Raw genomic sequence first — 26,331 nt, forward strand, 5'->3', positions numbered from 1 at the left:
GTCTCCACTGGGCCTGCACGAGGACGTGACGGTCACCAGATCCCTCCGCGATAGTCGACATCAGTGAACGCGCCGCCCTGCCACGTCGTAGAGAAGGGTTGGCGTCCCCCGAGTGAAGCCTCGTAAGCGTCTGCGCTGTCCTGAGCAAAGAAGCCGAGTTGCTCGGCCGTGTCGGTGTCCCAGAAGCACCCTGCATTGTCCGACACCCCGTACACCGTGAGGTAGCCATTCTCCAGCTCGTTCGTCACGGCCGCTCGGACGAGCCGGATGCTGTCCGGCACGCTGAGCCACGTACGCAGCTGGTCGGAACTTTCCGGCTCCTCCCGGCAGACGCCGATGCGCAGGCACACGACCTCCAGCCCCCACTTGTCGTGGTACAGCCTGCCGAGCGCCTCACCGAAGACCTTGCTCACGCCGTAGTAGGTGTCCGGCCGGACGTCGGAGCGGACGCTCACGCGATCAGTCACGGGGTGGAAACCGGTGACATGGTGGGAGCTGGCGTAGACAACACGGCGTACGTCTGCCCGGCGAGCCGCCTCGAAGACGTTATAGGTGCCGACGATGTTGGCCGACAGGATTTCCGGGAAGGATGCCTCGTCCGCCTTGCCGCCGAGGTGAACGATCACGTCGACGTCCTCCGCCGCTCGCGCCACGGCGTCGAAGTCCTCCAGTGTCCCCAGGACCACCTCCTCACCGCGTCTGGTGTCGTCGAGCGCGTCTCGCGCAAAGAGCCGCACGCGGTCGTGGTCTTGTGCCAGGGCAGGTCTGATCGCAGTGCCCATCCGGCCGCTCGCGCCGGTCAGTAGCAACGTGCTCATGCTCCTCCTCGGGTCGCGGCTGATGCTCAGGTGCGCTCGGCAACGACAGGGTCCAGACCGACCTCGCCATAGGCGCGCACCGCCGCGGGGCTGGTGAGGAACGTCAGCAGCCGCTGTGCTGGTGCGAGGGCACCTGTAGCGGCCCCTGCCCACAGCTCCACGTGCTGCTGGATATCGTCCGGCAGGGGCCCGACCACGTGCACGCCCTCCACCGCCTTGAGCTCGATGACCTGCTGGACGGCCAGGTCAGCTCGACCGTCGAGCAGCGCCTCGCCGGTGAAGCCACCCGCGAGGACGGTGGCCCGTTCGTTGACCTCCTCAGCGATGCCGAGCCGGTCGAGCAGGCTGGCGAAGTAGACACCGCTGGCTCCCGTGCGGGAGTACGCCACGGACCGGGCAGATCGGAGGGCGTCCACGAGCTCCTCGACGGTACCGATGCGTGGGCCGGACACACCGGGCGCCACAGCCAGCCCGATCCCGGACCGGACGAGCGGCTGCAGGTTCCCTTCATCGAGCACCTCCGCTGCGGCGAGCTGCTGGACAGCCGGTGCTACCCCGAGGAAGACATCCGGGCGAGCACCCTCGGACACAAGCCTCTCGAGGACCTTGGTGGGCTCGTAGGTCGGCTGCACCTCGATGCCTGTCTCCTCCGTGAAGGCTGGAAGCACCGTAGCTTCTAAAACCCCCTTGACGGCCAGCCCGCTGAACAGCGTCACCATGTCACTCATCGTGTCTTCCTCTCCCGTGCTGTGGTTGCTTCGAAAAGTCGCCGTCGTTCGACGTCGTCGAGGGGTGCCGAGGGCCTGCCCTGGAGCAGGAGGAACAGCTTGGCGGTCTGCTCGATCTCCTCGGCCACGTCCACCGCGGTGGCGACGGACGGTGACGCGATGACCGGGCCGTGGTTGCGCAGCAGCACTGTGGCGTGTCTCCTGGCCGCGCTTCCAGCCAGGTCGGCCAAGCGCCGGTCCCCGGGCGCGCAGTAGTCGATCACCGGTAGCGCCTCCACCTTCATCGCGTAGTAGGCGGTCAGGGCCGGCAATGCGTCCTGGACGTCCAGTTCTGCCAGGCACGCGACTGCAGTCGCGTGCAGGGAGTGGGTATGCACGATTGCGCTCGCCTCAGGACGGTTGCGGAAGACCGCGGCGTGCAGATACGCCTCCTTGGACGGCACTGCGTCGGTGAGCGGCTCGCCGTCAAGGCTCACGGCGGCAAGTTCCTCCGGGCGGACGGTCGCCAAGTCGCAGGCCGTTGGCGTGATGATGATCGAGTCTCCGGCGCGGACAGACACATTTCCGGTCGTCCCGTGGCTCAGCCCTCGCTGCTTGACCGCGCGTGCCGCTCGCACGAGCTCTTCCCTGAGGTCTGCGTCAGTCATGCGTCGTCAACTCCCCACCCTCGGTCTGGGTCCACGGCGCGACAGAAGAGCTCGACGTCGCCGAAATTGCCGGATTTCAACAGCAGCGCGAGCGGTGCGTCCGCCAGGGTGAACACCCACGGCACCCCGGGGGCGACCTCTTGACCCACCTCGACACCGCTCACCCGTAGCGCGTCGACGATTGCGCCGGAGGTCTCGCCTCCAGCGGAAACCAGGCGCCTGAAACCCCTGGCTATAAGCCCGACCGCGATCAAGGCCAGAGCAGACTCGAGCAGTTGAGCCGACTGCTGGGCGCCCAGTGCCTCCTGCGCCTCACGCAGCTGGTCGGCCGGCACGGACGAGTAGATCAGCGGCGTCGCAGAGTCCGACAGACCGTCCACCCAGTCCAGGGCGTGGGCGACCATCTCGTCCAGCTCTCGGTGCTCACGCGCGTCCAGGCGGAGACTCGGGTTTCCCGCCTCCTCGAAGTAAGCGATTTGCTGCAGTGTCCGTGCGGAGCAGCTACCAGCCAGCACGGCCGACCGAGCCGTGCCGACCGGGTCTGGCGTCGGCCCATGGTCCTGTCCGCCGATGGCCCCGGGTGTGACCAGACCGAGGGCTTTTGCCAACCCGGCGGCCCCTGCGATTAGAGGTTGGTCGGCGCAGGCGCGGGCCAGGACGGCCAGGTCGGCATCGTCGAGTGCGTCCGCGACGAGATAGCCCACACCCCCAGCTTTGGCCTCCTGCATCGCTGCACCCACCCGGGGCACGCCTTCCCGGATCGTGGACAACGGGAGCAAATCCACCTGGGCTTCTGTCTGCGCACCTAGCAGGCGCGGCAGGGACGAGTCCGTCATCGGGGTCAGAGGATGATGCGCCATGTGCGACTCGGCGAGCGGCGTGCCGTCGACGAAGAGCTGGCCATGGTAGACAGTCCGTCCATGGTCCGGCGAGCTGGGCGTGGTCACGACGACGTCGGCTCCTGAGGCCGCCGCGAGCGCGTCCAGCACCGGACCGATGTTGCCCTCCGCCGTCGAGTCGAACGTCGAGCAGTATTTGAAGTACAGCTGCCGCGCCCCAGCCGCCTGCAGCCAGTCCGCGGCCTCAAGGCTGGCAGCGACGGCGTCCGAAGCGGGCACGGTCCGCGTCTTCAGGGCGATCACGGCGGCGTCGTGTGCCGGGAGCACCACGTCCGGTGCCGGCGGACCGAAGAGCAGCACGGTCCGCAGGCCGGCCCCGCGCAGCGCCAGAGCCACGTCCGTGGCGCCGGTGTAGTCGTCGGCGACGACGCCGACCGAGGTCCGTTGCGGCGTCGAGGACAAGGTCTCGCGGAGTTTGCTGGCGGCGCTCTGAGGGCCAGAGATCACCGGTTTGCCCAGTGCCGCGGTGAGCGCCCGCTGGGCGGGGGCCAGCGAGAACTGGGCGAGCAGGAGGGCATCGGCACCATCGGCGACAGGTCGGCATGCCTCGATCAGCGCCTCCGCCAGCTCGGCCGCGGTTGTGGCGGCCAGGGCGGCCGGGACGTGAACACCCTTAACCGCGATCTCGTGGCCACTCTCGGCCACTACGGCCTTGAAGCGTTCCAGCGAGTCAGTCAGGGCTGACTCCAGCGACGCGACCAGCAGAACGCTGGAATAGGCGCCGGACGCTGCCTCGGCGAAGGCGGCGTCGTCCGGCGCCAGCAGTGGCACCGGGGCCACGGCTTCGTGGGCCACAGTGCCGTACATGGAGCATGTAAGCATGACCGCGTCGGCGCCGGCGTCAACCGCGTGCGCGATCAGCCGCTGCATCCGGGCAGCGAGTGGCTCCGTCAGACCTCCCGCCTGCGCCGCATCCTTGAGCAACCGGTCATCCAGGAGGTTCCACACCGACGCCTCGGGAAAGTGCTCCGCCATCGCATCGGACGCGGGAGGGATCGCGAGTGGCGTCGCACTGATCAGTGCCACCAGATAGTCAGGCTCCGTCACTGCGCCACCTCCACCAGTCGGGTCAGCAGGCCGTTGGCACTGCCGTCGGGCTGGAACTCGCACCCGAGCCAGCCGTTGTAGCCCGATCGCTGGATGTGTCCGAGTACGAAGGGCCAGGACAGCTCCCCCGTGCCGGGTTCGCTGCGCAGGGGTGCGTCGCCCAGCTGCACGTGCGTGATGAGCGAACGGACTGCGTCGAAGGTGCCCACCACGTCTCCTTCGGCCATCTGGGTGTGGAAGACGTCGAACAGCAGCCCGACCGGCTCTCCGACAGTCTCGACCACGGCCGCCGTCGTCGCCTGGGAGTCGAGCAAGAAACCCGGCACGCTCCTCTGGTTCTGCATCTCGAGCACCAGCCGCACCCCGGCCGAGCGCGCTTGCTCGGCCGCCCAGCCGATGTTGTGCACGTACTGGGCGAAGGCTCGTTCTCGGCTGACCGCCTCGGGCCTGCGTCCCCCGACGACGTGCAGCGTGGGACACCCCAGCGCGACGGCATACTGCAGGCCCCGTTCCACGCCTGCGCGGAACTCCGCCACCGCCTCAGGGACGCACGCAGCTCCGTTGGCGGTCGACGAGCCCGGCGAACCCAGGGGGGTGTTGATGAGCACCGCCTCGAGTCCCGATTCGACGAGGAGGCGTCGGACCTCCTCCGCCGGTTCGGAATAAGGGTTCGGGATCTCGACACCACGGAAGCCCTCGGTCCAGGCGGCGTGGAAGGCATCCTTGAGGCTGGTTCCCGGATAGAGCCAGCGGACGTTGGCGGCGAACTTGAAAGGCGCTTCGGTCACTGTCGCTCCAGCTCCAGCCTCGGCACAAGCCGGGATTCGGGGACCAGGTGTGCGGCTCTGCCCTCGTGGAGGTACTCGAGGACCTGGGCAGCAGCCAGCAGTCCGGATCGCGCGCGCGACTGGACTGTGGCCGCAGCGATGTGCGGGGTGATGACGAGGTTAGGGACGTGCCGTAGGGGGTGCTCGGCGGGAAGCGGCTCGGTCTCGAGGACGTCCAGCGCCGCTCCTGCAAGGTGGCCCGCAGTTAGGGCATCGCCGAGCGCTTGCTCGTCCACCACCCCTCCACGTGCCGTGTTGATGAGGAAGGCTCCAGGCTTCATGGCCGCGATGGCCTCGCGGTCGATCATCCGGTATGTCGCAGGGCTTAGGGCGATGTGGAGCGTGACGAAGTCCGACTCCCGGAGGAGGTCCTCGAAGGAGCGTGACGCAATGGCGTGCTCGTCTGCGTACGCCGGGTCGAGGGCGGGGTCGTGGGCTAGCACCGTCATGCCCAGTGCCTGCGCCACGCTGGCCACCTCCTTTCCGATCGCCCCGAGTCCGATAACGCCGAGCGTGGAACCCGACAGCTCTCGCCCGCTCTTCTGCACCCACGCCCCTGCCCGGACCTGGGCGGTTGACGCTGAGATCCCCCTGGCGCAGTCCAGCAGCAGGCCCACGGTGAGCTCAGCGACCGACTGGCGGTTGACCCCTGGCGTGGTGCACACCACGACGCCACGGCGAGTCGCAGCCTCCACGTCGACGTTGTCGTAGCCCGCTCCGGTCCGAACGATGATCCGTAGTTCCGGCGCGCCCTCGATGAGCTCGGCCGTGAGCGGTTCCGTGCCGGCGATGATGGCGTCTACCTCGGCCACCGCTTCTCGAGACAATCCGCCGTTCCGGTCCTGCGGGCGCGAGTAGAGCACCGTGCACCCGGCTTCGGTAAGCAGGCGGTGAACCTCGTCCCCCGGTTCCAGATAACTCGTGGTGATCAGGACGCGGTGCTGCTCCATGCGTTTCCTACTTCCTGTGTCGGGGCGGCGGCCGAGGCCGACCGCAGGGCTTTGCTCAGGGCTCACGCGCTGCCGTCCGTGATGGAGCGGTCCAGGGCCGGGTGATGGCTGGTGGCGAAGAAGTCGATCTGCGCGAACTGGGGGCGAACGCGCTGAGCTGTGCCTGTGTCCCACCGCAGCGGCACATCGTGGCCGGGAACCAGGAGCGCGCCCGTCGCGCTCATGCGCGCTCGCAGCCGGTCGATGCTGGCCTGGCTGGCGGTGCGGTCGAGGGTCGAGTCGACCTCACCCGTCGACAGCTCGTAGACGTTCTTCACCGCATCACCGGCGAAGATCATCGGCCCGTCACGCGCGTCAAGCTCGTAGGCGAGGTGGCCGGGGGTGTGCCCGGGGGTGTCGATCACCGTGATGCCGGGGAGGATGTTGTCACCGTCCCGAACCCGACCGACATCGTCGCCGCGCCGGTGCAGCTCGTCGATGTGCAGCCTGGACATGAACGGCGCGTCGTCGGGTAGCGACCGCGCCCAGTCGAGCTCGCCTGCGCCGATCCACACCCGGGCCCTTGGGAACATCATGATGTTGCTCAGGTGGTCCCAGTGAGCGTGGGTGAGCAGGACGTCAGTGACGTCAGAGGGCGTTAGCCCGTGCGCGGCCAGCCCGGCGGTCAACAGGGGGATGTAGGAGGGCGGCCCCGTCTCGATCAGGACGACCCGGTCGGAGCCGAGCGCCAGGTGGGCGCTGCTCCAGCCGAAGGCGCCGTGGGAGGCCGACTTGCCCGGGAAGCCGTCGACGATGCTCGTGACGGTGTAGCGAGTGCTCGGGCTCACGGCTCCCCCTGTGCCTGCAGTTGGCCGGGCCTCGAGACCTCGGAGAGGGAGTGGATCAATCGGTGGTAGATCGCCGCGGCCTCGTAGATCCGGGAGACGGCGCAGGACTCGTCCGCGGTGTGCGGCTGGTCCGGGTCACCCGGTCCGCAGATGTAGACGGAAGACCCGGGCAGCGCCGACAGGACGCAGCCGTCAGTGAAGTAGCTGACCGCCAACTCCTCCCCGGGCGGTCCCTGGCGGACCTCGTCCACCACTTGCTTCAAGTGCCGGCTCACTGCGCTCGCCGGGTCCGTCCAGACCGGTGCGAGGTTCAGCATCGTCTCGGTCCGGAGGTCTGGTCCGTAGCTGCGTACAAGGCTCAGGATGTCGCTGTGTTCGAGGCCGGGCACCGTGCGGAAGTCGAGCTCGACTTTCGCCGCATCAGGCACGATGTTGGGTTGGACGCCGCCGGCGAAGGTTCCCACGTTGACGGTGGGGAGCCCCAGGTGAGCGTGGTGCGCGGGCGCGAAGGAGTCGGTGAGGGCCAGAACGGCCCTCATGAGTGACAGCACAGCGTTGCTCCCGAGCTCGGGGCGTGAGCCGTGCGCAGCTCGTCCTTGGCTGGTCAGCCGCAGCCACGTGGCGCCCTTGTGCCCGAACCGCAGGGTGTTGCTGGTCGACTCTCCGATGACGATGACGGGGTTGCTCGGCAGGGGGCCATGTTCGAGGACGTCCCGGGCACCCTGGCAGCCCAGTTCCTCACCGATGGTGAATAGGAGGGTGAACGCGGGAGCACCCTCTCGGGCCGCCCGGCAGGCGGCGGAGGTCATCGCCGCGAGGCCACCTTTCATGTCGCTGGTGCCCCTGCCGTAGATCCGATCCCCGACGACGGCTCCGGAGAGCGGGTGCTCGGCCCAGCCGGCCTCCGTGAAGGGCACCGTGTCCAGGTGCCCCGAGAGCACGAGCGAGCCCCCACCTCGCCATCGCGCGAGCAGGTTGTTGCGTCGTGGGCCGCTCTCGACCAAGGAGACCTCCAGCCCGGCCGCGGCGAGGGTGCTGGCCAAGGGCTCAGTGCAGGCGTCCTCGTCGCCGGCGGAGGTGTCCAGGCGCACGAGTTGCTGGGTCAGGCCGACGGGGTCGTCACTCGCGAGCACGGCTCACCCCTCGGCCCGCAGATTGATGCCGCGACCGTCCATCCGGTCACTGGCTCGCTGGAGGTCCGCGAGGGCGCGGGCCTTGGCGTTGACGAGGTGGGTCGCCATGCTCGCGCTGGCTTCCTCATCCGAGCCCGCAACCAGGGCGTCGAAGACTCGTCGGTGCTCGCCGCAGGCGGCCCGCGCGTGCGAGACACCGGCTCCACCGATGATCCGGAACCGCTGCAACTGGCCCCCGATCGACCGGTACGCCTGGGCCATGAAGCGGTTGCCCGAACGTTCGGCGATCAGTGTGTGGAAGGCCTCGTCCGCCATCCAGCACTCGATCAGCGCCTGACCATCAGCAGAGTTGCCTGCGCGGTCCATCGCCTCGATCGTCGCCCGGAGGCTGTCGAGGAAGTCGTCGTCGCAGCGCTGCGCGGCGAGGCCGGACATGGTCGGCTCCATGAGCAGTCGAGCGTCCATCAGCTGCGCCATCTCCGAGCCGTCGAGCAGCCGGGCCACCACGTACCCGCGTCGCGCGTGGCGCTCGACGAAGCCGGTTTGCTCCAGCCGCGCCAACGCTTCGCGCACCGGAGTGGGGCTGATACCCATGTCTCCCGCGATCGCCTCGATCTTCAGTCGCTGGCCCGGCGGCCGGACGCCGTTCATGAACTCCACCATCAGTGCGTCGTAAACCCGGTCGGCTAACGGGAGTTGATCAATGCGTGTCACGTACTTCTCCTTGACCACCGAGTTCCACCAGAAACAAAGATCGTCCCGCCCTACCCTTCCGGTCCGGACGCCATACCACCTGCCGACGAGCGCACCGACCGGGCTGCGGTCTCGAAGACCCTCGCCGGGTTGCGAGCCAGCAGGGCCCCTACGTCGTGGGCCTCTAGACCGACCCGCTGGAGCCGCGAGGCGAAACGGCGGGGCACGTGGTCGTACCCCGGTCCCCCATAGCGACGGAGCTGCATCTTGAGGAAGGTGTCGCCGGAAAGCAGGATTTGAGCACCGAAACCGGCTTCCCAAAGCCCGAGGACCGCGCCAGCTACCTGCACGTCCGATGGGGACTGAAAACCCGTGTGGGAGAAATACCAGTCGATGCCGATCATGTCGAACGACAGGTAGGCCCCCCGCTCCGCCAGCGACAGCTGGTAGTCCGAGTCCTCCACGCTGGGGTTCATGTGGGACAGGACCACGGCCTCCGCGGGCACGCCCTCTGCCTGGAGAGAGTCCAGAACCTGGTGCCCCAGGCGGTGCCAGCCCGGCAGGTGGACCGACACGGGGACACCGGTCTCCACATGCGCTCGTCCCGCTGCCTGGAGGACGCGGCGCTCGGCGGCTGAGAAGTCCGCCGAGACGCCGATCTCCCCGATCAGCCCGCACCGTACGCCGTCCTGGCCCGTGGTCAGGTCGTTCAGCATGCGGTCGGTGATCTCCCGGTCCGAGATCGTGCTCAGGGCCTCCGGATGCATGACCTCCATGTAGAAGCCGGTTCCGGCGACGATGTTCAGACCAGTAGCCGCGGCAACAGTCGCCAGGTCCGCGAGCCGACGACCCGCACCGATCGGGGTCTGCTCGATCACGGTCCTGCCACCGGCACGCACGAAGTAGCCGAGTTCGTCGATCGCGACGTCGACGTCCTCCAGGACGCAGTTGTCCTCGCAGGCCATGGGATTGTCCCTGAGGTGCGCCGCCAGGCGCGCATCCATGGGGGATGCCCAGACCTCGCAGGCATCCTCCACCGTGGGGTCGGGCCGCGGGGCGCGGCGCCGGTTGTCGGTGAAGATGTGCTCGTGGAACAGGGTCATGCCCAGGGTGTCGGACGGGACCGTCCTATCCACGCACTGCACGGGGACGGAGGTGGTGCTGGTCATCGGATCGCGCCGTCAGGACCGCAGGACCGAGTGCTTCGAGTCCAGCATCGCGTTGACGGTCACCGCGGCCAGCAGGATCGCCCCTTGGACGACCTGCACCCAGAACGCAGAGACGCCCATGAGGACCATGCCGTTGAGGATGACGCCGAAGACCAGCGCACCGATCACCGTGCCAATGATCGAGCCGCGGCCGCCGAACAGCGCCGTGCCGCCGAGAACGACGACCGTGATGACTTCCAGCTCGAAGAACATGCCGGCGTTCGAGGACCCGGACGCCAGGCGGGAAGCGATCATCAGGCCGGCGATCGCCGAGAACACCCCGGAGAAGATGTACACACCCAGGAGCACGTGCTTTACGTTGACTCCGGAGCGTCGCAGGGACTCCTTGTTGGAACCCACTGCTACGACGTAGCGCCCGAACTTCGTGCGGTTGAACACGTACCAGCTGAAGGCGATCATGACCGTCACCAACAGAACCGAGATCGGGATGCCGAGGAACGACCCCCGACCCAGGCCCAGGACCCAAGCGTCCGTGGGGATGGCCACCGAATAGCCGTCTGTCAGGACTAGGGCAACCCCCCGGAAGGCGTAGAAGCCCGCGAGCGTGACGATAAACGCGAACACCCCGCGGTAGGCCACGAACCAGCCCTGGAAAGCCCCAATGGCCGCGCCGACGACAAGGACGATCCCGACAGCGAGGGTGACGCTGACCCCGTCGGCGATGAGCAGGGCGAGGATAGACCCGCTGAGGGCGACATTCGAGCCTGTCGACAGGTCGATTCCGCCGGAGGTCATGACGAAGGTGACGGCGAGTGCCGCCGCGAGGCGGGGGGCCGTCTGCTGCAGGATGTTCATCCAATTGCCGCCGGTCATGAAGCCGGGGGTGGTGATGGCGAAGAGGATGACCATCACGATCAGGAAGAGCAGGACCGCGTAGAGGGCCACGTTCAGGCCTAGGGCCATGCGCAGACGCGCTCCCAGGTCGGTCGTGCGCGCCGGTGCGGGCTGCCTGCCGCCGCCGGCCTTCTGCGGCTGGGTCTGGACTGGGGTGGTGGTCATGCTGCGGCCCTTCCCACGATGTGCTCGACAAGAACTTCCAGAGAGGTGGTCCGCGCGTCAAGGTTGGAGGAGACCGACCCCTCGTACATGACGCACAGCCGGTCGCAGACCTCGAACAGGTCCTGCAGACGGTGGGTGATGAGGATGACGCTGACGCCCTTGGCGGCGGTCTCCTTGATCAGCCGGAGCACGTCTCTGACCTGTTCCACGGCCAACGCGGAGGTCGGCTCGTCCAGGATCAGCAACCGGGGGTTGAAGGTCAGCGCTCGCGCGATAGCGACCGCCTGCCGTTGTCCACCGGAAAGGTTGCGGACCGGGATGCCGTAGTGCTGCACCCTAATGTTCAAGTTGGACAGGTGCTCCTTGGCGTCCTTGAGCATTTTTTCCCTGTCGAGGGTCGTCCCGAGCAGCTTCTTGGGCTCACGCCCCAGAAAGAGGTTCCCGGGGACGTCGATGTCGTCACACAACGCCAGGTCTTGGTAAACCATCTCGATGCCAACATCCTTGGCGTCCTTTGGACCTGAGAAGTGCTTTAGTTCTCCGTCCACGTAAATCTCACCGGACCCGGGGGTCACAGTTCCGGCTAGGACTTTCATTAGCGTTGACTTGCCGGCGCCGTTGTCACCGACGATCCCGACGACCTCGCCTGGGGCGATCTCGAGGTTCACGCCCTGGAGCGCGGTCACCATGCCATACGACTTGGAAATGTCCTTCATCTGGATCCGGGGCGGGACCAGCGTCTGGGGTGTAGTCATGTCAGGCTCCCTTTCAGGAGTAGTCCGCGCGGTACTCGTCGACGTTGTCTTTGGTGATCACGTTGATGTCGAGCAGGTTGTCTCGCTCGACCTCCTCGCCGCGGGCAAGGCGGGCCGCAATCTCGATGGCCTGGACGCCCTCCTCCTTGGCAGGCTGGTTGGCGATGGCCTCCACCAAGTCGTTATCAAGTGCACGGATGCCCTCGGCCGACAGGTCCCAGCCGTAGACCTTGACGTCGGTGCGGCCCTGAGACTCGATAGCAGCAAGCGTTCCGATGAGCGCCGGCTCACCCGTGGCGTAGATGTAGGTCAGGTCAGGGAAGGCGGTCAGCAGGTTTTCCGCCTCGTCGACCGCCTTTTCCTGCCGGTTCTGTCCGTCCACGATCTGGACCACCTCGACCTTGCCACCCAAGGCGTCCTGGAAACCATCCGCACGGGCGTTCTGGATCTCAGAGTTAAGAGCGCCCACAATCCCGACGGTGGCGTCACCGCCGCTCGCGGCAGCGTCCTCGGCGACCAGTTTGCCCATGGTCTCTCCGCCGGCGCGGTTGTCGACGCCGACGTTGGCCGACACTGCCGGGTCCTCGATCCGGGCATCGACGGCGATGACCTTCACCCCGGCCTCGCTAGCGGCGCGGACGGCAGGCAGGGCGCTCTCGAGCTCGATAGCCGCCACCGCGATCACGTCCACGCCACGGGTGACGTAGTTCTCCATCGCCTCGTTCTGCTTGATGACCTCGTTGTTGGAGTTGTAGACGTCGACCTCCACGCCCTCGGCCTCTGCGGCTTCCTCGACTCCGGCGATCATCTGCGTCCGGAAGGTCGAGGCCATGTGAGCCTGGACGAAAGCGACACGCGGCGCGCTCTCGCCACCCTCGTCACTCCCAGCCGAGCTGCCACAGGCCGTAAGGCTGACCAGGGCCGTCAGGGTGACGATCCCCAGGGCGGCGCGTCCGCGCCCTCGCCGATTGAAAACTGTCAAGATCCTTCTCCTTTGAAGAGGCCCGGTGTCCGGGGTACTGCCGTGATGGTGTCGTGGCGCGCTTGCACACGAGCACGCCCGGTGGCCGTCGGGACCGCTGCCCGGCACGTCGTGCCGGAGCCGACCCTGTGGGCGGACTAGTAGAAGGGCGTGTAGACCAGCGGCCAGCCCAGGTCCATGCGTCGCCGGTCCTGGTTCCACGCGAGGCAACCGGACCGGTGAGGGCAAGGCACGGGGTCAGGGTCGGCCGGCGAGCAGGGCCGGCACCGGAATGCGCCCTGGTACCAGAACTCGATGTCAAGCTCAGCCATCGAGACACCGGCAAGCTCGCGCACCCGATCGAAGACGTGCAGTGTGCAGGCTCGGAACTCGCGTTCGATGTCGGAGTCCTGGTCGATCAGCGTGCGCTCGGCGAGATGGGCGTTGAACTCATCGCTGAGGTCGAATACGCCCCAGCGCATGAGGAACATGGGGATGTAGTAGTCGGTTGGACCGAAGAGGTTCTCCGGGTCGTCGATCCGGGTCAGCCGCATGTACTCATTCGTCGTCGGAATGTCGAGGTCGCGGCGGTTGTACAACGCCGTCATCAAGGTGACGGCGAGCTTGGCGAACGGGTAGTCGCCGTAGCACTGCGGGAACTCCCGGACGAGGGCCTGGATCGAGCCGTTGCCGTCTGACCGAAAGAGTTGACCGTCGGCTGCTTCGAGCAGGTTGGCCATATGACCGTCGTAGCGGTCGGACAGAACCTGGCCTACCTCTCTGAACTTGGCTAGTCGGCGGTCCAGCAGTTGGTAGGTCGGCGGGCCGCCTCGCTCGTCCCGGTAGACGTGCTCGACGTCCGCCATCGTCATGGAGCTGAGGTAGCTCGGGTCGAGCAGCGGCACGCCCTCGTTCACCGCCCGCATGATGCAAGCGTTGACCGCACGTTCGCCGGTGTAGAGCACGCCGTTGACCTGGCAGTCAAACGCCTCCACCGCCGGCTGCGTCTGGCCGGTCCAGCGCCAGATCACGAAACTCTGGGCCCGACGCATGAGGAAGTACTGCAAGGTGTCCCGGTCGTTGACCACGGGCGCCTCGGCCGGGTTGACGGCGTTGCCGTCCAGGTCGGACACGGGCCGATGACGAAAGTAGTCCTGGACGCTCTGCGCCAACGACTGCAGTCTCTCCTCATTGATGGACACGTGCTGCGCACCAGCCACGATCTCGTCTACAGCAGCGGCCATGGCCGCTCGCGTGATCACTGCCGCACTCATTTGGAGCCTCTCGACTGTTTCGTCACGACTTGCGCCGTCCGGGTGCCGGAAGAGCGGCGCTGCACTGAGCCTCGCTGCTCTAGATAATATATAAAAGAGACTACAGAGCGGCCCACGCCGCGTCAAGCATCTCCGCCGGGCAGACCAGGAGTGCCGTCGACACCTTGGATGGCAAGCCGTCGACCAGAGGTCTGCCCGCTCGTTCCGCTCAGCCCCCACGACGGTTCACACGGGGGCAACAGGATGTTGAACGACGCCCGTGCTGACCAGGGGGTGGGTGAGTGAGAGTCGCAGAAGTAGACCGGGGTCCCGAGGGTCCGGGTCGTCCAAGGTGGCCGGGTGGCGCTGGCGGAGAACGCCGGCGGCTACCTGGACCCGGAGGCGGCCGCCTGCACGGTCACCATCCTGGCCGGAGCCGCTTGATGGCAGCCGTCACTGACGACCGAAGCGCCGCGACCGAAGCCGCGGTCCGGACGGAGCGGCACGGCCCAGCGATGTGGCTGCGCCTCCAACGGCCCGAGCCGCTCAACGGAATCTACCCGGAGATGTCCTGAGGTCTCGCCCCCCACCGAGAACCCGCGCGAGGCCCTGAGTACCGAGCCCACCCAGAGCGCGCACACAGAAGCTTTCGATTGTCCAACCCCGGGGGTAAGGAGCAGTCGGCACGGTGGCCGGAGGCCGCGTGCGCGTTCTTGGGGCTGGGGCCGCACAGTGCGTAGGATCAAACGTCATTTCCACACACCCCGTAGGAGCCATAGTGGCGCAGAAGGTGCAGACCATCCTTGTCTCGGACCTGAGTGGCAAGGACTTGGGCGAGGACGGGCAGACCGTGAAGTTCGGCTTCCTCGGCGCGGACTACGAGATTGACCTCTCGCAGCAGGAGGCGGACGAGTTCGCCAACGTCCTCGAGAAGTACACCGACGCCGCCCGCCGTGTCGGTGGCCGTCGCCAGTCTGGGGGCAGCCGCGGCAGCGCCCCGACCGACCGTGAGCAGCTTCGCAAGATGCGAGAGTGGGCGAAGGAGAACGGCTACAAGGTGTCAAGCCGCGGACGCATCGCCCAAGAAATTCAGGACGCGTACCACGCGGCGAACTGAGCCACCCACACGACAACCCCCGGCCGACTTGATCTGCGGGGGGGGTGTCGCAGTAACAGGCAGCCTGGCCCATCTCAGCCTCGTGTCACACGTCGACCTGGTCCTGATCGGGGACTTCCGATGAGTGCGAAGATTGCGCGTGGGCATTCCGTCACCACTGGGGACTGCTGCACGGGTAGGTGACATCTGATCTGTGACGCTGCGAGGCGTCGCTGGAAGGATGTGCACCGTGCCCAAGCCCTATCCCCAGGAGTTCCGTGACGACGTCGTGAACGTCGCTCGGAATCGTGAGCCTGGACAGACGATCAAGCAGATCGCGGCCGACTTCGGCATCGCCGAGTCGTGCCTGCGCAACTGGATGCGCGCGGCCGACGTCGCCGACGGCGCCCGGCCCGGGACCACCGCGGCCGAGAACGCCGAGCTGCGCGAGGCCAAGAAGCGGATCCGGTTGCTGGAGCAGGAGAACGAGGTCCTGCGCCGCGCCGCGGCCTACCTGTCCCAGGCGAACCTGCCGGGAAAATGATGTACCCGCTCGTCCGCGAGCTGGCCGGCGACGGGATCCCCGTCACGGTGACGTGCCGGGTGCTCAAGGTCGCTCGCCAGCCCTACTACCGGTGGCTCGCGGACCCGGTCACCGATGCCGAGCGGGCGGCCGCCTACCGCGCCAACGCCCTGTTCGACGCGCACGAGGACGACCCCGAGTTCGGCTACCGGTACCTGGCCGACGAGGCCCGCGACGTTGGTCAGGACATGTGCGAGCGGACCGCGTGGCGCCTGTGCTCACAGAACGGCTGGTGGTCCGCGTTCGGGAAGAAGCGCGGCAAGAACGCCCAAGTTGCCCGGGCCTCCGGTGCACGACGACCTGGTCGAGCGCGACTTCACCGCCGAGGCACCGAACCGGCTGTGGCTGGCCGACATCACCGCGCACCGCACGGGCGAGGGCAAGCTCTACCTGTGCGCCATCAAGGACGTCTTCTCCAACCGGATCGTGGGCTACTCGATCAGCGACCGGATGAAGTCACGCCTGGCCGTCGACGCCCTGAGCAGTGCCGTCGCCCGGCGCGGTGACGTCGCCGGCTGCATCCTGCACACCGACCGCGGGTCCCAATTTCGCAGCCGGAAGCACGTCCGCGCCCTGCACCGCCACGGCATGGTCGGCTCCATGGGCAAGGTCGGCGCGGCCGGCGACAACGCCGCCATGGAGTCCTTCTTCGCCCTGCTCCAGAAGAACGTCCTGGACCGCCGCACCTGGACCACCCGCCAGGAGCTGCGCATCGCGATCGTCACCTGGATCGAGCGCACCTACCACCGCCGCCGCCGGCAGGAGGCCCTGGGCCGGTTGACCCCCATCGAGTACGAGACCATCATGACCACACCGGCCGCTCACGCAGCCTGACCCACCCTGTCACCTACCCGTGCAGCAGTCCCTCCTAACGCGTATGCAGACGGTACTGAGGCAGGGTTAGAGGGCGATCTCCCTGCTCAGTCGCTCGGTCAGCGCCCTGTCGCGCGCTGCGGTCGCGTGCTGGTACCGCAAGGCGACTGTGACGTCGGTGTGGCCGCCCCTGTGGAGCAGCTCGGCCAACGTCGCGCCTTGAACGGCATACGCACTAAGGCCCGTATGTCTGAGGTTGTGGAAGTGAAAGCCCGGGCGGCCGGCCTCCTCCCGGGCGGCCCTCCAGTGCCGGTCAAGGGTGGTTTGAGAGATGCGCTGGCCCGTGGGTCCGGCCAGGACGGGTCCTGTTCGAGCGGCGGGAGTATAGGCATCCAGATGCTGGCGCAGCGCGGGCAACAGCGCGGCTGGGATGGCGATGGTGCGCGCACTGTCCGCCTTCGGCGGGGTGAGCGTGTTCGCCTTGACGTTGAACTGCCGACGGACGTGCAGAACCGCCCGCTCGGGCTCGTCGAGATGCTCGAGGTCTCGACGTTCCAGGCCGAGGATCTCCCCTAGCCTGAGGGCGCACCACGCCGCGAGGGGCACAGCGATGCGCAGGCGGACGGGCATGGCCTCAGTCATGGCTCGGACCTCTTCGGGAGTGGCCACGTCTCCATGCTCGTCCTCGGGACGGACCCGACGGTGCTTGGGAGCCTCCGGGAAGGTGAAGGACTGCAGACCCCCTGCGTTGGCCTTGACCGCGGCATTGAGACAGGAGCGGAGCGCGATCACCACGTTGGGTGTCACACCATTGACCCGGGCGTGGGGGTGACGTTTGCTGGGGCGGCTCGCAAGAAGCCCCAGGTGGTCAGCGACCTGCTGCGTCGTCAGATCCTGCAGGCGAACATCTCCAAGCTCGGGCCAGACGTGATTCTTCATCACCGAGCGGTATGAGAGCACGGTGGCGCGGGACCGCTCGGGGTTGGCTTCCAACCGCGCCAACCAGACCTCTGACCACTCCTTGAGGGTGACCGCCTGAGCCTCATCCTTCTCGTCGTTGGCACGTTTGGCCGCTCGACGTTCCGCAGGCGGGACGAAGATGCCTCGAGCCGCATCAGCCTTGGCGATGCTGAGAGCGGCCTTCGCATCCGTGATCGTGTCGAACATCCCGAGGGAATGGGTCTTGCCCTCGTAGTCCATCCGGACCCGGTAGCGGTCCCGGACCCGGACGATTCCCCTGGGGAGCGGCTTGTCGGGTTCTTTGAAGCGCAAGTTACCCATCCATTGAGCCTTCCGACTGCTGTGTCAGCTGTGTGTCAGTTTGACTGCTCACAAGAGCCTACATCTGCTCGGACGTGCTCCAACGACAAAACCCCCGAACTCCGCGTCGTTGTGCGGAATCCGGGGGCTGACGTGCGACGACTCGCACAGCGTGAGACACGTGAGTGGAGGTGGCGGGAATCGAACCCGCGTCCGTTACCGGGAAATCAGGGCTTCTCCGGGTGCAGTGCGCTATGGATTTTCTCGGCCCCAGGGCTCGCGCGCACACGTTCCCTGACAGGCCCAGTCACGTAGGAGTCCCGCACCGTCCCGTGACATGACGGCGCAGCAAGTCCTCTAGCTGATGCCAGACACTGAGTCGAGGACTAGCTCAGGCTGACAGACTTCGGGCTCGCTCAGGCGGCGAGGGCGAAGTCGCTGCGCTTGGAATTGGCAGCTATTGGTTTCGCAAGGAGCGTTGACGAGATGACCTTGCATCCTCGACCCGCTTCCCCTGAAGTGCCGTGCAACGTCGAAACCGATCACCCCCATGGGGTGTCTCACGCTGTGCAGTTGTCAAGACCCGTGCCGGACGGTGCCGGCAGACGTTCAGTCTAGGTGGTCAACGCGCGGGGGTCCACGGGGATTCCCGGGTCGGCCGGGCACCGGATAACCGCAGGTGCGCCGGGGCCGCCTGACCTACACTGGGCGCGCCATGTCGAAGCCCAAGGAACCCGGTCGCAAGCTCATCGCGAGCAACAAGAAGGCCCGTCACGAGTACCTCATCGAGGACACCGTCGAGGCCGGCCTCGTGCTGACCGGGACGGAGGTGAAGTCGCTGCGCCAGGGGCGTGCCTCCCTCGTCGACGGCTACGCCACCGAGTACAACGGCGAGCTCTACCTCGAGGGCGTGCACATCCCGGAGTACTCCCAGGGCACGTGGACCAACCACGCCACCCGCCGCCGGCGCAAGCTGCTGCTGCACCGCGAGCAGATCGACAAGCTGGTCGCCAAGGCCGAGCAGGCCGGTCACACGATCATCCCGCTCTCGCTCTACTTCAAGGACGGGCGCGTCAAGGTCGAGATCGCCCTGGCCAAGGGCAAGAAGCTGCACGACAAGCGCCAGGCTCTCCGCGAGCGTCAGGACCGCCGCGAGGCCGACCGCGCGATGTCGGCGCACCTGAAGCGGCAGACCTCGTAAGCCCATCTCCTACGACATGTAGGAGTATCCTGGAGCCATCGATCCAGGAGGTTCTGATGCAGGTCAACGGCAAGGTCTTCGTCGTCACGGGAGCGGGCAACGGCATCGGTCGTCACGTGGTCCTGGGGCTCCTGGAGCGCGGCGCCCGGGTGGCCGCCGTCGACCTCCGCGCCGGGTCGCTCGAGCACACCCGCGCCATGACGGACGCCGGCGACCGGCTGAGCCTGCACGCGGTGGACGTCACCGACCGCGACGCCGTCGCCGCGCTGCCTGACGAGGTGATCGCCGCCCATGGGCAGGTCGACGGCCTGCTCAACGTCGCCGGGGTCATCCAGCAGTTCGTCCTCTTCGAGGACCTGTCCTACGAGGAGATGCAGCGCGTCCTCGACGTCAACCTCTGGGGCGTCATCCACACGACGCGGGCCTTCCTCCCCCACCTGCAGCAGCGCCCGGAGGCCTGCCTGGTCAACGTCTCGAGCATGGGCGGCTTCGTCCCCGTCCCGGGCCAGACGCTCTATGGCGCCAGCAAGGCCGCGGTCAAGCTCCTCACCGAGGGCCTCTACGCCGAGCTGCACGGCGGCCCCGTGGCGGTGACCATCGTCTACCCCGGCGCCATCGCGACCGACATCTCCGCCAACTCCGGTGTGACCCTGCCCGGTCAGGCCGACGCCGAGCCCGGGTCGGCCCCGCGCATGCTGCCCGCTCCGGAGGCGGCGCGCCAGATCATCGAGGGCGCCGTCGAGCGTGGCCGATACCGCGTCACGGTCGGCTCCGACGCCACGATGCTCGACCGGCTCTCGCGGCTCGCGCCGCGTCGGACCACCGAGCTCGTCGCGACAAAGATGGCCGGCCTGCTGACGCGCGAGCCCGCCCGGGTCTGAACGTCATACCCCTGAGGACGGCCACCGGCCGCTGCGCACCGAGAGGTGTGCAGCGGCCGCTCGCCCCACCGCTCAGAGCCAGGTGCGCGGGTTGACCGGGTTGCCGTTCTCGCGGGTCTCGAAGTGCAGGTGGCAGCCGGTCGAGCTGCCCGTCGTGCCCTCGTAGCCGATGACCTGGCCCCGGCTGACCCACTGCCCCGGAGAGACCGCGAAGCTCTGCAGGTGCAGGTAGGCGGTGGTGAGGTTGACCCCGCGCTGCACGCCGTGGTCGATGACGACGTAGTTGCCGCGGCTGTTGTCGTAGGGCGTCGAGACGATCGCGCCGTCGGCGGCGGCCTTGACCGGGGTGCCGCAGGCGGCGCCGAAGTCGATGCCCGAGTGCAGCACGTAGATGCCGAGGATCGGGTGCAGGCGCATCCCGAACTCGCTGGTGATGCCGCCCGCCATCGGGTGGCTCAGGAAGCCCGAGGACGCACCACCCTGGGCCCGGTCGCGCTCGCGCTGCCGCTCCCGCTCGCGCTCGGCCTCCTGGGCGGCCTCCTGCTCGCGGGCCTCGCGCTCGGCGCGGGCGGCCCGGTCGGCCTCGGCCTGGGCCTGGGCGGCGCGGCGGGCGGCCTCGTCGGCGGCGGCCTGGTCCTGGCGGCGTCGCGCCTCGTCGGCGATCTGGCGCTGCCGCTCGGCCTCACGGGCGGCGGCCCGCTGACGGGCGGCCTCCTCCTCGGCCCGGCGCTTGGCGGCCTCCTCCTCAGCCTTGCGCTTGGCCTCGGCCGCGGCCTTGCGCTTGGCCTCCTCCTCGGCGAGACGCTTGACCTCGGCCCGCTCCTCGGTCTTGAGACGGTGCTTCTTGGAGGCGAGCTGCGCGAGCTGGTCGGCCAGCTCGTCCGAACGGGCCTGCTCGGCCGCCAGCTCGGCCTCGACCTTGGCCTTCTCCGTCTCGAGGGCGGCCTTGTCCTCGGCCTGCTGCGCCTCCAGCGCCTCCAGCTCCTGCTTGGCAGCATCCGCGGCGGCGCGGGCCTCCTCCTTGGCGACGACGTTGGCCTCGGCCAGGGCCAGCAGGTAGGCGATGTCCTGGCGCACACCGGCGAGGCGGTCCTGCTCGGCGACGGCCTCGGCCTCCTGGGTGGCGAGGGCGCGGATCTGCTGGTCCTGCACGCGCAGCACGGTCCGGGCCATGGCCATCCGGTCGACGGCGTCCGACTCCCCCGCCAGCAGCTCCAGGGTGGTGGCGAGCGACCCCATACCCCCCTGCTTGTAGGAGTCGCGGGCGATGGCGCCGACGGTGGCGCGGCTGTCGGCCTGCGCGGCCTCGTTGGCCTCGAGCGACTCCTCGATGGTGGCCTCGTTGGCGCGGGCGATCGCGAGCTCGGCCTCGATGCGCTGGGCCTCGGCCTCGGCGTCGGCGAGGTCCGCCTCGGCCTCCTCCAGCACGATCCGGGCGGCCTCGACCTTGGCCGTGGTCTCCTTGAGCCGCTTGTCGGCGGCGACCAGCGCCGAGCTGGTGTGCTCGAGCTCGTGCCCCAGTTCCTTGGCCGACTTCTCGGCGTCCTTGCGCTGCTGGTCGGTCCTGCTCTCCTTGCGCTCGACCTCGCGGATCTTCTCGCGGATGTCGGTCAGGTCCGACGCGAGCGCGGGTCCGCCCAGGACGACGCCGGCCAGCGCGAGGGCGACGGCGCCCCGGAGCCGGTGCCGGACCAGCAGGCCGCGACGGCGCGGCTCGACGGGTGTGCTCATGGCAACTCTCCTCATACCCTCACGTGGCGATGCAGCGCCAACCAGGCGGTGATGACGGCCAGCAGGAGCGCCCCACCGACCAGGAACGGGGTGATCAGCCACAGATCGCGCGGGCCGACCAGGCTGATGAGGCCGCTGTCGCCGGCCAGCAGCTCGGACAGGAAGCCGCTGATCCCGTAGCGCACGGTCGCCCACAGCAGACCGATCGCCAGGGCGGCGCCGGCGAGCGTGGCGAGCACGGTCTCGAGGATGAACGGCAGGTGGATCGAGAACGCCGAGGCGCCGACCATGCGTTTGATCGCGGTCTCTCGACGCCGCGACCAGGCCGTGAGCCGGATCGTGGTCGAGATGAGCAGCACCGCGCAGACCACCATGGCGACCGCGAGCGCGAGCGCACCGACGCTGAGGACGCCGAGGAAGGTGAAGAGCTTGTCCACCACCTCGCGCTGGTCCTCCACGCTCTCCACGCCCGGCGCCTGCTCGAAGGCGGCCCGGATGACCTCGTACTTGCTCGGGTCGGAGAGGTTGACGCGGAAGGACTCGGGGATGGCCTCCTGGGGGATGGAGTCCAGGACCGGGGAGTTGCGGAACTGCTCGCGGAAGCGTTCGTAGGCCTCCTCGTTGGACTCGTAGAAGACCTCGGTGACCAGCGGTCGCAAGCTCTCCAGGTCCTCCCGGATCTGGTCGCGCTGCTCCTCGGTGACGGCGCCGCCGGCGCACGAGGCGACCTCGCCCGCGTCGGGGGTGCACAGGAAGATCGAGACCTGGACACGGTCGTACCAGAAGCCCTTGGCCGTGTTGACCTGCGCCTGGGCGAGCAGCCCGATGCCGAGGAAGAAGAGCGAGACCATGGTCACCAGGACCACGGAGACGAACATCGAGGCGTTGCGCCGCAGCCCGTTGGCGACCTCCCCGAGCAGGAACCCCGGCCTCACGGCGCCACCTCCCGGTAGCCGCCCTCGGCCTGGTCGCGCACGACCTGCCCCTGGTGGAGCTGGACGACGCGCTTGCGGAACTGGTCGACGATGGTCGTGTCGTGGGTGGCCATCACCACGGTGGTGCCGGCCCGGTTGATGCGGTCGAGGATCGCCACGATCTCCGAGCTGGTGTCGGGGTCGAGGTTGCCGGTCGGCTCGTCGGCGAGCAGGATCGGCGGCTTGTTGACCATGGCGCGGGCGATGGCGACGCGCTGCTGCTCGCCGCCGGAGAGCTCGTGCGGCAGCCGGCGCCCCTTGTCCTGCAGACCGACGAGCGCGAGCGTCTCGGGGACGCGCTGGCGGATCTCGTGCCGGGAGGCACCGAGCACCTGGAGCACGTAGGCGACGTTCTGGGCCACCGTGCGTCCGGAGAGCAGGCGGAAGTCCTGGAAGACGATGCCGATCTGACGACGCAGCAGGTGGACGCGACGGTGCGGCAGCTGCCCCAGGTCGTGGCCGGCGACGAGGACGCGGCCGCTGGTCGGCTGCTGCTCGAGGTTGATGAGCCGCAGCAGCGAGCTCTTGCCCGACCCGGACTGGCCGACGACGAAGCAGAACTCGCCCCGGGTGACGTCCAGGTCCACCTCGCGCAGGGCCCACGGGTCGCCCTTGGCGTAGCGCAGACTGACGTTCTCAAGGGTGATCATGCGGCGTGGGGCTTCTCCGGGACAGGGGTGGCGGCCGTGACACACGGTAACTGATGTGATTGGTGAGGCCAAGGGCCCGCGCCGGGCGGCCGTGGTCCCACCGCCCCCACCGGGGTATGCCGTGCTGGAGGGCGGTCGTCAGCCGCGCCGCAGGATGCGCCGCACCGGCGCGAGCACGTCCGGCCGCCGCAGCGGCATCAGAACGCGGCGGATGGCCGACTGCTTCCAGGCCGGGTGCGGCGGGTAGACGACCCGCAGCGTGTCCGGCGTCGCGGGCTTGGTCAGCACCGAGCGGTGGTGGCTGAGCTCCTCGATCGACGCCCGCCCGTGGTAGGCGCCCATGCCCGAGGAGCCCACGCCGCCGAAGGGCAGCCCGGGGGCGGCGATGTGCAGCAGCGGTGCCCCGATCGTCATGCCGCCGGAGGTGGTGCCGGTGGTGAAGGCGGCCCGCACGGCCGGATCGTCGGAGAAGACGTAGAGCGCGAGCGGGTGCTCCCCCGCCCGGACCAGCGCGGTGGCCTCCTCGACGTCCGCGACGGTCACCAGCGGCAGGATCGGCCCGAAGATCTCCTCGCCGAGCACGGCGGAGTCGGGCGCGGGGTCGACGATGACGGTCGGCGCGACGAAGAACCGGTCGGCGGCGTCGTGCTGCCCGCCGATCACGACCTGGCCGCCGTGCCCGTCGAGGAGCCCGACGAGCCGGGCGTGCTGCCCGGCGTCGACCACCCGGCCGAGATCGCCGCTGCGCTGCGGGTCCGGGCCGAAGAACTCCTCGACCGCTGCGCGCAGCGCCTCGACCAGGGGCTCCCGGGCCTCGGGGGTGACGAGCACGTGGTCGGGGGCGATGCAGGTCTGGCCGGCGTTGGTGAACTTGCCCCACGCGAGGCGGCGGGCGACCACCTGCAGGTCCATCGTGCCGTCCACGAAGGCGGGCGAGCGCCCACCGAGCTCGAGGGTCACCGGGGTGAGGTGCTCGGCCGCGGCCCTCATGACGATGCGGCCGACGCGCGTGGAGCCGGTGAAGACGATGTGGTCGAAGCGCTCGGCCAGCAGGGCGGTGGTCTCGGGCACGCCGCCGGTGACGACCTGCACGACCTCGCGGCCCAGGTGCTGCGGGACGAGACGCTCGACCAGGGCGGCCACGCGCGGCACGGTCTCGCTGGGCTTGAGCACCGCGGTGTTGCCGGCGGCGAGCGCCCCGGCGAGCGGGGAGAGCAGGAGCTGGAGCGGGTAGTTCCAGGGCGCGATGACGAGCACGACGCCCTTGGGCTGCAGCTGCACCTCGGCGGTCGCCGGCCGCATCACGGCGGGGACGGGCACCGTGCGGGGTGCGGTCCACTCCTCGAGGTGGGCGAGCAGGTGGTCGATCTCCTGCACGACGGCGGAGGTCTCGGTGAGCCGCACCTCGAGGGCGGGCTTGCCCACGTCGGCGGTGATCGCCTCGGTGATCTCGTCCTCGTGCTCGACGACGAGGTCGCGCAGCGCGGCGAGCTGCGCCCGCCGCCAGGCGAGGTCGTAGGTCGTGCCGTCGCGGGCGGTCCGACGCAGCAGGTCGAGGTCCAGCCCGAGGTCGATCTGGTCCGTCGCGTCGGCCTCGTGAGCCGTGGGAGCGAGGGCGGGGGCCGGCGAGGTGCTCGTCATACCCCCAGCCTACGGATCAGTCGGTCGCCTTCTCCTGCGCGCGCTTCCAGCGGATGCCCGCCTCGATGAAGTCGTCGATGTCGCCGTCGAGCACGGCTGCCGTGGAGCCGACCTCGTGACCGGTGCGCAGGTCCTTGACCATCTGGTAGGGGTGCAGGACGTAGGAGCGCATCTGGTCGCCCCAGCTGGCCTTGACGTCGCCGGCCATCTCCTTGCGGGCGGCGTCCTCCTCGGCCTTCTTGAGCAGGAGCAGTCGCGACTGGAGGACGCGGAGCGCGGCGGCGCGGTTCTGGATCTGGCTCTTCTCGTTCTGCATCGAGACGACCAGACCGGTCGGGATGTGCGTCATGCGCACCGCGGAGTCGGTGGTGTTGACCGACTGGCCGCCGGGGCCCGAGGAGCGGAAGACGTCGATCTTCAGCTCGGACTCGGGGATCTCGATGGAGTCGGTGCTCTCGATGAGCGGGATGACCTCGACCGCGGCGAAGCTGGTCTGGCGACGGCCCTGGTTGTCGAAGGGGCTGATGCGCACCAGGCGGTGGGTGCCGGCCTCGACGGCGAGGGTGCCGAAGGCGTAGGGCACCTTGACCTCGAAGGTGGCCGACTTCAGGCCCGCCTCCTCGGCGTAGGAGGTGTCGAGCACCTGGGTCGGGTAGCCGTGGCGCTCGGCCCAGCGCAGGTACATGCGCATGAGCATCTCGGCGAAGTCGGCGGCGTCGACGCCACCGGCGCCGGCCCGGATGGTCACGACGGCCTCACGCTCGTCGTACTCGCCGTTGAGGAGCGTGCGCACCTCGAGCAGGTCGACGTCCTTCTTGAGCTTGGCGAGGTCGCGCTCGGCCTCATCGAGGGACTCGGCGTCGTTCTCCTCACGGCCCAGCTCGACGAGCGCCTCGAGGTCGTCGATGCGGGCGTCCATGCCGGTGACGCGGTCGTGCTCGGCCTTGGCGCGGGACAGGGCGGAGGTCACCTGCTGCGCGCGCTCGACGTCGTCCCACAGGTCGGGGGCGGAGGCCTTGGCCTCCAGGTCGGCGATCTGGGCCTGCAGGCTCTCCAGGTCGGTCACCTCGCGCACGGACGACATGGTCGTGCGCAGGTGCTTGATCTCGTTGTCGAAGTCCACGGCCACGAGGGTCAAGCCTACGCGTTATCCGGTGGTGCACCGCATACGAGCCGCTCTAGCCTGCCGGGATGACGCATCCGCAGGTCGACGAGCAGGGCCGTCCGGAGCCCCCGATGGTGGCCGGTGAGGCCGCGACGCTGCTGGGCTTCCTCGACTTCCAGCGGGCCACGCTGGAGTGGAAGACCCGGGGCCTGGACGAGGCGGGGCTGCGCACCACCCTGCCCCCGAGCGGTATGACGCTCGCCGGGCTGCTCAAGCACCTCGCCTGGGTGGAGGACTTCTGGTTCGTCCACACCGCCGGCGGGTCACCCATGCCCGAGCCGTGGGCCGGCGTGGACTGGGACGCCGATCACGACTGGGAGTGGCACTCGGCCCTGGAGGACGACGCCCCGGCGCTGCGCGCGACGTGGGAGGCCTCGGTGGCGCGCTCCCGCGCGCTGGTCGACCGGCTGCTGGTGACGAGCGGGCTGGACGGCACGCACACCGCGTGGGGCGGGCGGGCCGAGGTGACGCTGCGGTGGATCCTCGTCCACATGGTCGAGGAGTACGCACGCCACAACGGTCACGCCGACCTCCTGCGCGAGGCGGTGGACGGCGTGACCGGGGAGTGAG

Annotated in this window: 26 protein-coding genes and 1 other RNA gene; 6 read left to right on the plus strand and 21 right to left on the minus strand. The window is 68.6% G+C overall.

Going from position 1 to position 26,331, the window contains the following annotated elements; genetic code table 11:
- Nucleotides 1-32 precede the first annotated feature (32 nt).
- The 14 genes from FB476_RS11135 to FB476_RS11200 form a co-directional block, all read right to left on the minus strand.
- Nucleotides 33-818: an NAD-dependent epimerase/dehydratase family protein gene (locus FB476_RS11135; RefSeq protein WP_141818808.1), complete on the minus strand. Its 786-nt coding sequence runs from the start codon at nt 816-818 to the stop codon at nt 33-35.
- Between the two features lie 26 nt (nt 819-844).
- The gene (locus FB476_RS11140; protein ID WP_141818809.1) at nt 845-1,546 is read right to left on the minus strand and encodes a substrate-binding domain-containing protein; all 702 of its coding nucleotides are present in this window, start codon (nt 1,544-1,546) and stop codon (nt 845-847) included.
- Nucleotides 1,543-2,193, minus strand: coding sequence for a class II aldolase/adducin family protein (locus FB476_RS11145; RefSeq protein ID WP_141818810.1), 651 nt, complete (start codon nt 2,191-2,193; stop codon nt 1,543-1,545). Before FB476_RS11145 ends, FB476_RS11140 begins: the two co-directional genes overlap by 4 nt.
- A complete protein-coding gene (gene otnK / locus FB476_RS11150; RefSeq protein WP_202876963.1) occupies nt 2,190-4,139 on the minus strand; it encodes a 3-oxo-tetronate kinase in 1,950 nt (649 codons plus the stop codon). The genes FB476_RS11145 and otnK overlap by 4 nt, the downstream gene beginning before the upstream one ends.
- The gene (locus FB476_RS11155; protein WP_141818811.1) at nt 4,136-4,927 is read right to left on the minus strand and encodes a hydroxypyruvate isomerase family protein; all 792 of its coding nucleotides are present in this window, start codon (nt 4,925-4,927) and stop codon (nt 4,136-4,138) included. Before FB476_RS11155 ends, otnK begins: the two co-directional genes overlap by 4 nt.
- A complete protein-coding gene (locus FB476_RS11160; RefSeq protein WP_141818812.1) occupies nt 4,924-5,916 on the minus strand; it encodes a phosphoglycerate dehydrogenase in 993 nt (330 codons plus the stop codon). Before FB476_RS11160 ends, FB476_RS11155 begins: the two co-directional genes overlap by 4 nt.
- Nucleotides 5,917-5,978: 62 nt before the next feature.
- Complete coding sequence (locus FB476_RS11165) at nt 5,979-6,743, minus strand: MBL fold metallo-hydrolase (RefSeq protein ID WP_202876964.1); 765 nt, start codon at nt 6,741-6,743, stop codon at nt 5,979-5,981.
- Nucleotides 6,740-7,876: a M20 family metallopeptidase gene (locus FB476_RS11170; protein ID WP_141818813.1), complete on the minus strand. Its 1,137-nt coding sequence runs from the start codon at nt 7,874-7,876 to the stop codon at nt 6,740-6,742. The genes FB476_RS11165 and FB476_RS11170 overlap by 4 nt, the downstream gene beginning before the upstream one ends.
- 3 nt (nt 7,877-7,879) lie before the next feature.
- Nucleotides 7,880-8,608 carry a GntR family transcriptional regulator gene (locus tag FB476_RS11175; RefSeq protein WP_141818814.1) on the minus strand — a complete coding sequence of 243 codons (729 nt, stop codon included), beginning with the start codon at nt 8,606-8,608 and terminating at the stop codon, nt 7,880-7,882.
- A 32-nt stretch (nt 8,609-8,640) separates the two neighbouring features.
- On the minus strand, nt 8,641-9,738 hold the full coding sequence (locus FB476_RS11180; RefSeq protein WP_141818815.1) for a phosphotriesterase family protein: 1,098 nt from the start codon (nt 9,736-9,738) through the stop codon (nt 8,641-8,643).
- Nucleotides 9,739-9,750: 12 nt separating this feature from the next.
- A complete protein-coding gene (locus tag FB476_RS11185) occupies nt 9,751-10,797 on the minus strand; it encodes an ABC transporter permease (protein WP_141818816.1) in 1,047 nt (348 codons plus the stop codon).
- A complete protein-coding gene (locus FB476_RS11190) occupies nt 10,794-11,552 on the minus strand; it encodes an ATP-binding cassette domain-containing protein (RefSeq protein ID WP_202876965.1) in 759 nt (252 codons plus the stop codon). Before FB476_RS11190 ends, FB476_RS11185 begins: the two co-directional genes overlap by 4 nt.
- Before the next feature lie 13 nt (nt 11,553-11,565).
- Nucleotides 11,566-12,735: a substrate-binding domain-containing protein gene (locus FB476_RS11195; protein ID WP_337678352.1), complete on the minus strand. Its 1,170-nt coding sequence runs from the start codon at nt 12,733-12,735 to the stop codon at nt 11,566-11,568.
- A complete protein-coding gene (locus FB476_RS11200) occupies nt 12,672-13,787 on the minus strand; it encodes a queuosine salvage family protein (RefSeq protein WP_141818818.1) in 1,116 nt (371 codons plus the stop codon). Before FB476_RS11200 ends, FB476_RS11195 begins: the two co-directional genes overlap by 64 nt.
- Before the next feature lie 757 nt (nt 13,788-14,544).
- On the opposite strand from FB476_RS11200, the gene FB476_RS11205 reads away from it, so the two are divergent.
- From FB476_RS11205 to FB476_RS11210, 3 genes are all read left to right on the plus strand, one after another.
- Nucleotides 14,545-14,883 (plus strand): histone-like nucleoid-structuring protein Lsr2, encoded by a 339-nt coding sequence (locus FB476_RS11205; protein WP_141818819.1) that lies wholly within the window; start codon nt 14,545-14,547, stop codon nt 14,881-14,883.
- Nucleotides 14,884-15,112: 229 nt separating this feature from the next.
- A complete protein-coding gene (locus tag FB476_RS17135) occupies nt 15,113-15,406 on the plus strand; it encodes an IS3 family transposase (protein ID WP_022920031.1) in 294 nt (97 codons plus the stop codon).
- A 114-nt stretch (nt 15,407-15,520) separates the two neighbouring features.
- Nucleotides 15,521-16,279 (plus strand): IS3 family transposase, encoded by a 759-nt coding sequence (locus FB476_RS11210; RefSeq protein WP_272949397.1) that lies wholly within the window; start codon nt 15,521-15,523, stop codon nt 16,277-16,279.
- Between the two features lie 66 nt (nt 16,280-16,345).
- Here the strand turns inward: FB476_RS11210 and FB476_RS11215 are convergent, their stop codons facing one another.
- Both FB476_RS11215 and ssrA read right to left on the minus strand, forming a co-directional pair.
- Nucleotides 16,346-17,539 (minus strand): tyrosine-type recombinase/integrase, encoded by a 1,194-nt coding sequence (locus tag FB476_RS11215; RefSeq protein WP_141818820.1) that lies wholly within the window; start codon nt 17,537-17,539, stop codon nt 16,346-16,348.
- 162 nt (nt 17,540-17,701) lie between these two features.
- Nucleotides 17,702-18,068: a transfer-messenger RNA gene (ssrA, locus tag FB476_RS11220) on the minus strand.
- A 165-nt stretch (nt 18,069-18,233) separates the two neighbouring features.
- On the opposite strand from ssrA, the gene smpB reads away from it, so the two are divergent.
- Both smpB and FB476_RS11230 read left to right on the plus strand, forming a co-directional pair.
- On the plus strand, nt 18,234-18,719 hold the full coding sequence (gene smpB, locus FB476_RS11225) for an SsrA-binding protein SmpB (protein ID WP_141818821.1): 486 nt from the start codon (nt 18,234-18,236) through the stop codon (nt 18,717-18,719).
- Between the two features lie 56 nt (nt 18,720-18,775).
- Entirely contained in the window at nt 18,776-19,600 is an 825-nt protein-coding gene (locus FB476_RS11230; RefSeq protein ID WP_141818822.1) for an SDR family NAD(P)-dependent oxidoreductase, read from the plus strand.
- A 72-nt stretch (nt 19,601-19,672) separates the two neighbouring features.
- Here FB476_RS11230 and FB476_RS11235 read toward each other — a convergent pair whose 3' ends face one another.
- From FB476_RS11235 to prfB, 5 genes are all read right to left on the minus strand, one after another.
- A complete protein-coding gene (locus tag FB476_RS11235; protein ID WP_141818823.1) occupies nt 19,673-21,331 on the minus strand; it encodes a M23 family metallopeptidase in 1,659 nt (552 codons plus the stop codon).
- An 11-nt stretch (nt 21,332-21,342) separates the two neighbouring features.
- On the minus strand, nt 21,343-22,266 hold the full coding sequence (ftsX, locus tag FB476_RS11240) for a permease-like cell division protein FtsX (protein ID WP_141818824.1): 924 nt from the start codon (nt 22,264-22,266) through the stop codon (nt 21,343-21,345).
- Complete coding sequence (gene ftsE, locus FB476_RS11245; RefSeq protein WP_141818825.1) at nt 22,263-22,955, minus strand: cell division ATP-binding protein FtsE; 693 nt, start codon at nt 22,953-22,955, stop codon at nt 22,263-22,265. Before ftsE ends, ftsX begins: the two co-directional genes overlap by 4 nt.
- Before the next feature lie 138 nt (nt 22,956-23,093).
- Nucleotides 23,094-24,596, minus strand: coding sequence for an aldehyde dehydrogenase family protein (locus tag FB476_RS11250; RefSeq protein ID WP_141818826.1), 1,503 nt, complete (start codon nt 24,594-24,596; stop codon nt 23,094-23,096).
- Nucleotides 24,597-24,612: 16 nt separating this feature from the next.
- Nucleotides 24,613-25,725 (minus strand): peptide chain release factor 2, encoded by a 1,113-nt coding sequence (prfB, locus tag FB476_RS11255; protein WP_141818827.1) that lies wholly within the window; start codon nt 25,723-25,725, stop codon nt 24,613-24,615.
- A gap of 62 nt (nt 25,726-25,787) precedes the next feature.
- Here prfB and FB476_RS11260 point away from each other — a divergent pair, with 62 nt between their 5' ends.
- On the plus strand, nt 25,788-26,330 hold the full coding sequence (locus FB476_RS11260) for a DinB family protein (RefSeq protein ID WP_141818828.1): 543 nt from the start codon (nt 25,788-25,790) through the stop codon (nt 26,328-26,330).
- Nucleotide 26,331 lies beyond the last annotated feature (1 nt).

The sequence above is a fragment of the Ornithinimicrobium humiphilum genome, from assembly GCF_006716885.1.
GTDB classification, from domain to species: domain Bacteria; phylum Actinomycetota; class Actinomycetes; order Actinomycetales; family Dermatophilaceae; genus Ornithinicoccus; species Ornithinicoccus humiphilus.

Bases quoted from the DNA above. Each gene is read 5' to 3' on its own strand.
- FB476_RS11135 (WP_141818808.1), bottom strand. From the start codon at position 818: ATGAGCACGTTGCTACTGACCGGCGCGAGCGGCCGGATGGGCACTGCG.
- FB476_RS11140 (WP_141818809.1), bottom strand. From the start codon at position 1,546: ATGAGTGACATGGTGACGCTGTTCAGCGGGCTGGCCGTCAAGGGGGTT.
- FB476_RS11145 (WP_141818810.1), bottom strand. From the start codon at position 2,193: ATGACTGACGCAGACCTCAGGGAAGAGCTCGTGCGAGCGGCACGCGCG.
- FB476_RS11160 (WP_141818812.1), bottom strand. From the start codon at position 5,916: ATGGAGCAGCACCGCGTCCTGATCACCACGAGTTATCTGGAACCGGGG.
- FB476_RS11180 (WP_141818815.1), bottom strand. From the start codon at position 9,738: ATGACCAGCACCACCTCCGTCCCCGTGCAGTGCGTGGATAGGACGGTC.
- FB476_RS11185 (WP_141818816.1), bottom strand. From the start codon at position 10,797: ATGACCACCACCCCAGTCCAGACCCAGCCGCAGAAGGCCGGCGGCGGC.
- FB476_RS11190 (WP_202876965.1), bottom strand. From the start codon at position 11,552: ATGACTACACCCCAGACGCTGGTCCCGCCCCGGATCCAGATGAAGGAC.
- FB476_RS11200 (WP_141818818.1), bottom strand. From the start codon at position 13,787: ATGAGTGCGGCAGTGATCACGCGAGCGGCCATGGCCGCTGCTGTAGAC.
- FB476_RS11210 (WP_272949397.1), top strand. From the start codon at position 15,521: ATGCCGAGCGGGCGGCCGCCTACCGCGCCAACGCCCTGTTCGACGCGC.
- FB476_RS11215 (WP_141818820.1), bottom strand. From the start codon at position 17,539: ATGGGTAACTTGCGCTTCAAAGAACCCGACAAGCCGCTCCCCAGGGGA.
- smpB (WP_141818821.1), top strand. From the start codon at position 18,234: ATGTCGAAGCCCAAGGAACCCGGTCGCAAGCTCATCGCGAGCAACAAG.
- FB476_RS11230 (WP_141818822.1), top strand. From the start codon at position 18,776: ATGCAGGTCAACGGCAAGGTCTTCGTCGTCACGGGAGCGGGCAACGGC.
- FB476_RS11235 (WP_141818823.1), bottom strand. From the start codon at position 21,331: ATGAGCACACCCGTCGAGCCGCGCCGTCGCGGCCTGCTGGTCCGGCAC.
- ftsE (WP_141818825.1), bottom strand. From the start codon at position 22,955: ATGATCACCCTTGAGAACGTCAGTCTGCGCTACGCCAAGGGCGACCCG.
- FB476_RS11250 (WP_141818826.1), bottom strand. From the start codon at position 24,596: ATGACGAGCACCTCGCCGGCCCCCGCCCTCGCTCCCACGGCTCACGAG.
- FB476_RS11260 (WP_141818828.1), top strand. From the start codon at position 25,788: ATGACGCATCCGCAGGTCGACGAGCAGGGCCGTCCGGAGCCCCCGATG.